Source organism: Candidatus Cloacimonadota bacterium (assembly GCA_011372345.1).
GTDB lineage: Bacteria > Cloacimonadota > Cloacimonadia > Cloacimonadales > TCS61 > DRTC01.
In genome coordinates this window covers 1-5,584 of sequence record DRTC01000175.1, presented here as the reverse complement: position 1 = coordinate 5,584, position 5,584 = coordinate 1, and the positions used below count along the sequence as shown (strand labels likewise).

Genomic DNA, 5,584 nt, shown 5'->3' with positions numbered 1-5,584 from the left:
GTAATTTTCATGATATCAATAAACTGGATATTTGCATCTGTTTATTTAACCGTAAACCTCCAGAATGGAGAACCAAATGATTATGATACAATTGCAAGTGCAATTCAACAAATAAATGATTCAGAAGAGTATTACACAATTGAGGTATTTCCTGATTATGATGATAATGATGAACCAATTATCACTGTATTTAATGAAGTATTATCAATTGAACCTTGTACTTTAGTTTTAAAGAGTAAAGAAGGAAAAGACTATACAATTATTGATTCAAATACAGGTCTTTGTTCAGGAACTACCGCTATTACGGTTCAAACAGATGATGAAGCACCTGGTAACGGAGATCCGTTTCCGTACAAAGTAACAATTTATGGCTTTTCTATAATTAGAAGTGGTGACATAGCTGAAGGAGAAGAGGAAGATTCCGGTATTGTTATTTTCAGTAGAAATGTTTCAATTAGCAATTGCAGCTTCGGAAGTAGAGACGATAATAATCCCGAAAATAGTCAAAACTTCTTCAAATCAATTTTCTTCAGTAATGAAGCTAATAAAGGAGAATATTCTATTACTGTCTCAAATTGCCTATTTGATAAATCGTGTGATTTAAATGAAGAAGCCTGGGCGATTAAATGTGTAGGTATTCCATCAGGAAATCTTTCTTATCTAGCGTCTTTTTTTGAGAATACAATTACAGATTGTGGTAATGGTATTTTTGCTCAATATGTAAAATACTTCAAAATCCTTGATAATACTATTGTTAATAATCAATATTTTGATGAATATGAAACTTACGGATTAAATATAGGACAATCTCCTCAAATGTTTTTACTGCATACAATGATTCAAAATAATCTAATATCAAGACATAATTATGGGATTTATTTGGACTACTACCTGAATCCACTTGACCTAATGTATAATGAATTAAAAAATCAGGAGGTAGGAATTTACTTCAATGGATCTTATGGATTTGCAAACATTTTTTATAATGTAATCCATACCCACAATCGACAGGGATTTGCCAAGGGAGTATTAAATCATTCATCTATTAGTCTTGCGAATAACACATTCATCAATACTGGGGATGTTAACGGCTCAACCGCAATCGATTGTGGAAATTTTTATGGTGGAAGCATTTTTAATGGAAAAACATTTAATAATTTTTTTTGGGATTATGGGACAAATATCATTTATCCAACGGGTCATGTATTAGAAGTGAACTACTGTTGTTTTAATGGTTCAATTGCAGGTTTTGAACCACCCCCGGAAGATGATGGTAATGTGAATGATCTTGATCCTGAATTTATTTCTGATGATCCTGATGAACTGGATTTCTGCCAGTTATCAGCAACAAGTCCTTGTATTGATGCAGGTAATCCAGATTCCGACGGAGACGGATTTGAATGGGATGAAGATCCTGTTGAATGCAATCCTGATGGCAGCAGACAGGATATTGGTCGCTATGCCTTCCTGCATCCGGGAGATATTAAACATTTCGAACCCGGCTGGAACTGGGATTCTTTCCCAAGTCTTTCCGCTCTCCAGGACAACAACGGAGATTTATACCAGAATGCTGTTTACGAAGACGAAGGATATCCAGCTCTTTTACGAGATGAAGACGGGAATCGAACCATTACAAATTTCCTTCGCATTGAAGGTGCTAGACCTGATGAATACAATGAACCTTTACAAAGTTTTATCGATTATGATGTTTATGAAAATCCTCCATGGATTGATTACAGATTCGAAGATATGTTATTCCGTCATGAAGGTTATAAGATCTATATTGAGCCCGGAACTGATAATTTTATTTTCTATGTTGGAGAAGAAAGACTGGAAAGTTATTATTATGATCTCCTAGCAGGAAAAAAATACTGGTTATGTTATTATGTTCCGGTTCATCAGAATATTGTAGATGCTTTTGGAGATGATTTCGATTTAGTTAAAACCGTAAAAGGAGAAGATTGGTTTTATGGTGTACCTGAAAATGAAAGAGATGAAACCGGGCTGGATCCAAAACCTTATTCAAATTCACCAGAGGGAAAAACACTCGTTTACGGTAAAACATATATTGTGGAAATGAAAAAAGATGTAAACAGCTTTAGTTGGTATGATTCTAACAATCCGGTCGAAGAGGAAAAAAAGGAAAAACCCGAATCCTTTACTTATGAAGAAAAAGCAGATTATGAAGTGATCGATATTCTGGAAATAGAAGGAGAAGAAAATATCCTAGAAATCGGAGTTTTTGAAGATGATGTTTGTGTGGGTGCTACAAGAGTAGATGAGTTTCCCCTGCAAATTTTGGCATATACTGATGAACTCAACAGGGAAGGAAATTTTGTAAGTTTCCAGATTGTAACCGGTAGAGGAGAAGCAGTTGAAATTCCTGATTACACTGTTTATAATCCATTTAAAGGACTGTTCGAATATCGTGAATTAATCGCAGGTCAACAGGAATGGTCTATTGTCAGGTTGGAAACAGGAGAATATGAGGATGTTACTCCTTTGCATAAATTCAGGTTAAATCAGAATTATCCAAATCCTTTCCATCCATTAGGAAAAAATCGCAGTTCTGTAACGAATATCTCTTTCTCGATCCCATCAGATTGCAATATTGAATTATCGATTTACAATATTAAAGGTCAGAAAATACAAACTTTGTACAACGGTAAAGCAGGAAAAGGAGAACATGAATTATCCTGGGACGGAACAAATAAATTTGAAAAACCTGTTAGTTCCGGCATTTATCTTTACCAGCTATCTTCCGGTGAAAAATCTATCCAGAAGAAAATGTTGTTGTTAAGATAGTATCATAAATCTTTACGAAGGTTTTGTGATCTATATTGGTTACTTGACTTTCGCCAAGATTACAATGAACTTTCCGAAACTTATCTTCAATAATTTCTATTGATAGAAGTTTCGGAAAGTTATCTTGAGAGGATTAATGAGTAAAAAAATAATTATATTTTTATTCGTGATAATTTGTGCAAATTCGTGGTTACAATCAACAATAATCGAGATCAAACAGGATGGTTCCGGCGATTTTGAAACGATCCAGACAGGAATAGATACATCTGCAAATAACGATACAATTTTAGTATTCCCGGGCATCTATTATGAGAATATCGATTACCTTGAAAAATCAATTACAGTTGCTTCAACCTACATAATTTCCGAAGAAGATTCCCTGATTTCTCAAACAATAATCGACGGTAACCAGGTAACTCACTGTGTAGAAATGAGAAATTGTGAAAATTCTGCGGTTATCGGCTTTACAATCCGAAACGGCTGGGCAATTGTAGATTATGCAGATGATGATGTTGGAGGAGGAGTTTATGTGCGTAACTCGAATGTACAGATTAGTAGATGCATCATAAAAGATAATAGAGCTTACCGTGGTGGCGGATTATTAGTTAGAGATTCAGAGGTATTTTTATCCGGAAATAAAATTCTCTATAATTATGCAACTGGAGGAGGAGGAGGAATTCAGACCAGTAATCCAACAAATGGATTGATCTTTGATGAAGAATGCTTAAATGACATATACTGCAATTATGCATGTCAGGGATCTGACTTATATCTGGCAGGGCAGGATGCTGTAGATATAATAGTAGATACATTTACTGTAGCTGTACCTGATAATTTTTACATTGTTCGCGTACAACAAACTCCATTATCAATTCAGTATGGAAAGATCGAACCAGTTAATAGTGATTTATATGTATCACCTGAAGGAGAAGATACAAATAGCGGTTTGTCAGCGGAAGAACCTCTGAAGACTATAGCGTGGGCACAAACAATTATAAAATCAGATAGCCTAAATCCACATATAATCCATCTTGCAGAAGGTATTTTTTCTCCTTCTCTAAATGAACAAAAATTTCCGATGAATGTCAAAAACTATGTAACGATTGAAGGAGAAAATAAATATACTACCATTTTGGATGCTGAAAATCAAACACCTTTGATCAAACATAGCGCTACTGAATTGAATAAAAATGTAACATTAAAGAAATTCACTTTTAGGAATGGAAAAAGTTTTTTTTTCGGAGCAAGTTTTTTTTCTCTTGGTTCTTCATATTACAAAGTTTTTTTAGAAGATATTATCGTTAAAGATTGTGACAGCAATGATATCGTATCTAACGAAGTATTTCGCAGTTTTGATGGCTCTTATACTTTTAAGAATGTCGATATACTTAATACATCGAGTTTGAGAGCTATGGGAATTATACCTGTCTTTTGGGAGAATCCAAGTTTGCATATTGATATTTATATGGAGAACTGCCGTTTTGTTCATAATTATCCTGCTGGTCAGCCAGGCGAATGGGGAAACGGTGGAGCTATTACTATCAGCGGTCATTCATCCGGTGAAGGAGAATATAACGCTGTTTTCAATAATGTTGAGATCAGGGATAATTATACTAATTTGGTTGTAGGAGGATACGGCAGTATTTCCGGTTTATGGATCACAGATTATTTCAATGCAACTATTATAAATTCTTCAATCGGGGATAATATAACGCATGAAAGTTCAGGAGGAACAGTTTCTATCTCCTCAAATTCAAATGCTGATTTTTATAATACGATCTTATATAATAATTGGGGAAGAGAATTGAGTATTGGAGAGAATTGTAATGTAACAATGACGAACTCTTTAGTTCAAACCGGTGAAGGAGAAATTGTATTGTATGATGAGACAAGTATCCTCGAATGGTTAACTCCCAATCTAGATACAGACCCTCTCTGGTTAAATGACGGAGACTATCCTTTCGCATTAAATGAATTATCTCCCTGCATCGATGCCGGAACTCCGGATACAACCGGATTGAGTCTACCCGCCTACGACCTTGCTGGAAATCCTCGCATTTACGGAGAAACGATCGATATCGGAGCTTATGAATGGCATGGAATGGATGTTAATGAAGAATTAATAATTAATAATGAAAGAATTGGATTAAAGAATTTTCCGAATCCGTTTGGAACAAAATCTAATAAAGCAGGAACAACTATTTCTTTTAGTCTAAAAGAATCAGGTCAAGCAGTGGTCGAGATCTTTAATATCAAAGGTCAGAAAGTCAAAACTTTGATGGATGCTTATACTTCTCCGGGAAAGTTTAATTTAAATTGGAGCGGAAAAGATGAGACTGATCAGAAAGTATCTTCCGGTACTTACTTTTATAGATTAACTATAGATGGAGAAGAGAGAGCTTATGAGAAGATGCTTCTACTCCGTTAAAACTACGAAGGATAAATATTAGTTAAGTAAATTATGAATCTAAAAATTACCAGACCAACCTTAATCCTCGACAAACAAAAATGCCTGAACAACATTAAATTCATGGTTGAAAAAGGCAAAAAAAACAATCTTAAATTCAGACCGCATTTCAAGACACATCAATCCTCAATAATCGGAAATTGGTTCAGAGATTTCGGAGTTAAATCCATAACAGTTTCTTCGGTCGGAATGGCGGAATATTTTGCAGAAAATGGTTGGAAAGATATTACGATTGCTTTTCCTTTCAATTTGTTGGAAATGGATAAGATCAATGAATTAGCTGCAAAAATATATTTGCATATTTTAATTGTT

At 34.6% G+C, this 5,584-nt stretch carries 3 protein-coding genes; all 3 read left to right on the top strand.

All coding sequences use genetic code 11. From position 1 onward, the window contains the following. A partial coding sequence (locus ENL20_03385) for a T9SS type A sorting domain-containing protein (GenBank protein HHE37600.1) occupies nucleotides 1-2,805 on the top strand: 2,805 nt, incomplete at its 5' end. Nucleotides 2,806-2,941: 136 nt separating this feature from the next. Beyond that, the gene (locus ENL20_03380) at nucleotides 2,942-5,233 is read left to right on the top strand and encodes a T9SS type A sorting domain-containing protein (protein ID HHE37599.1); all 2,292 of its coding nucleotides are present in this window, start codon (nucleotides 2,942-2,944) and stop codon (nucleotides 5,231-5,233) included. Between the two features lie 33 nt (nucleotides 5,234-5,266). After that, a partial coding sequence (locus ENL20_03375) for an alanine racemase (protein ID HHE37598.1) occupies nucleotides 5,267-5,584 on the top strand: 318 nt, incomplete at its 3' end.